General features: G+C 67.6%; 2 protein-coding genes. Both read left to right on the top strand.

Annotated features, from left to right (window positions below; all coding sequences use genetic code 11):
* The first annotated feature begins 140 nt into the window (after positions 1-140).
* Positions 141-485, top strand: coding sequence for an STAS domain-containing protein (locus A6M56_RS03740; protein ID WP_286757768.1), 345 nt, complete (start codon positions 141-143; stop codon positions 483-485).
* A gap of 13 nt (positions 486-498) precedes the next feature.
* A partial coding sequence (locus A6M56_RS03735) for a chemotaxis protein CheA (RefSeq protein ID WP_286757767.1) occupies positions 499-1,906 on the top strand: 1,408 nt, incomplete at its 3' end.

Genomic DNA, 1,906 nt, shown 5'->3' with positions numbered 1-1,906 from the left:
ACTACTGCGCGGGCCGAGCTTGCGGCCTGCGGTGCTCTGCGTACCACTCGTACGCGTGCGCTCCTCGGCCACAATCTCGGCCCGCTCGCTACGTTTTTCAACAGCCTGCTAACTCTCATTCCCCTTTTTCGGAGTACACCATGAACGCTGAAACAGAGCGTAAGGACGGCGCTCGCCCTTTGCATCCGTTGCGCATCGAAGGCGAGATGACGATCTATCAGGCGGCCGAGCTGAAGCAGACCCTGGCCTCGGCGCTGCGGCAGGGCGAGGCGCTGGAAATCGACCTGTCGGCGGTCGGCGAGATCGATGCCGCCGGCATCCAGCTCTTGATCGCCGCCAAGAAGTCGGCGCAGGCCGCCGGCAAGGAGCTGCGCCTGGTGGCGCACAGCGACGCGGTGGTCGAGGCGTTCGAGCTGCTCGATATCGGCGGCTGGTTCGGCGACCCGCTGGTGATGGCGCCGCAGGCGGCATCGCATTCCAATTGAAAGGGAGCCGACGATGAATCTTGACGACGCACTGCAGACCTTCATCGCCGAAAGCCGCGAGCTGCTGGAGGACATGGAAGGCGCCCTGCTCGCCGTGGAGGCCGCGCAGGAGAAGGGCGAAATGATCCATGCCATCTTCCGCGCCGCGCACACCATCAAGGGCTCGTCCGGCCTGTTCGGCCTGGACCATATCGTCGAATTCACGCACGTGCTGGAAAGCGTGCTCGACCGCCTGCGCGACGGCAAGCTCGGCATCGACGACCAGCTGGTCGCGCTGCTGCTGGCCTGCTGCGACCATATCGGCGGCCTGATCGGCGAGGTGGAGGCCGGGCGGCTGGAAGCGAACGCGGCGATGGCGCAGCGCGGCGCGCCGCTGGCCGAACAATTGCGCGGCTACCTGGCCGGCGGCACGCCGAAGAACGTGCTGCCGGCCACCGTGCCGGAACCGGACGCCGCCACCGTCGAGCGCATCGAGAGCCTGGGCGGCGGCAACGACCACTGGCACATCTCGCTGCGCTTCGGCGCCGACGTGCTGCGCAACGGCATGGACCCGCTGTCCTTCCTGCGCTATCTCGCCAGGCTCGGCACCATCGTCGGCATCGTCACGCTGCCCGACGCCGTGCCGGCGCTGGAGGCGATCGATCCGGAGTCCTGCTACCTCGGCTTCGAGATCGCGTTCGACAGCGACGCCGACAAGGCGGCCATCGACAACGTGTTCGAATTCGTGCGCGACGACTGCCGCATCAGCATCCTGCCGCCCCACAGCCGCATCTCGGAATACGTGCGGCTGATCCAGGCGCTGCCCGAGGAAAAGGCACGCCTGGGCGAGATCCTGGTGCGCTGCGGCAGCGTCACCGCGCACGAGCTGGATACGGCGCTGAACGCGCAATCCGAAGCGGCATTGCATGCCGCAGCCAAGGCGCCGCCGATCGGCGCCATCCTGGTCGAGCAGCGCGCGGTGCAGCCGGGCGTGGTGGAAGCGGCGCTGGCCAAGCAGAAGCAGGTGAGCGAATCGAAGGCGCAGGAAAACCGCTCGATCCGGGTCGACGCCGACAAGCTCGACCACCTGATCAACCTGATCGGCGAGCTGATCATCGCCGGCGCCTCGGCCAACCTGATCGCGCGCCGGGCGCAGGTCGCCGAGCTGCAGGAGGCCACTTCGACGCTGTCGGGCCTGGTGGAGGAAGTGCGCGACTCCGCGCTGCAGCTGCGCATGGTGAAGATCGGGGCGACCTTCAACCGCTTCCAGCGCGTGGTGCACGACGTCTCGCGCGAGATCGGCAAGGACATCGGGCTGGTGGTGTCCGGCGAGGATACCGAGCTCGACAAGACGGTGGTGGAAAAGATCGCCGATCCGCTCACGCACCTGGTGCGCAACGCGATCGACCACGGCATCGAGCCGGCCGAGGTGCGCGCCGCGC

The sequence above is a fragment of the Ralstonia sp. RL genome, from assembly GCF_001683835.1.
In the GTDB taxonomy this organism is placed as follows: domain Bacteria; phylum Pseudomonadota; class Gammaproteobacteria; order Burkholderiales; family Burkholderiaceae; genus Ralstonia; species Ralstonia mannitolilytica.
Note: the sequence above shows the minus strand (reverse complement) of the source record. Positions and strands in the feature narration are given on the sequence as shown.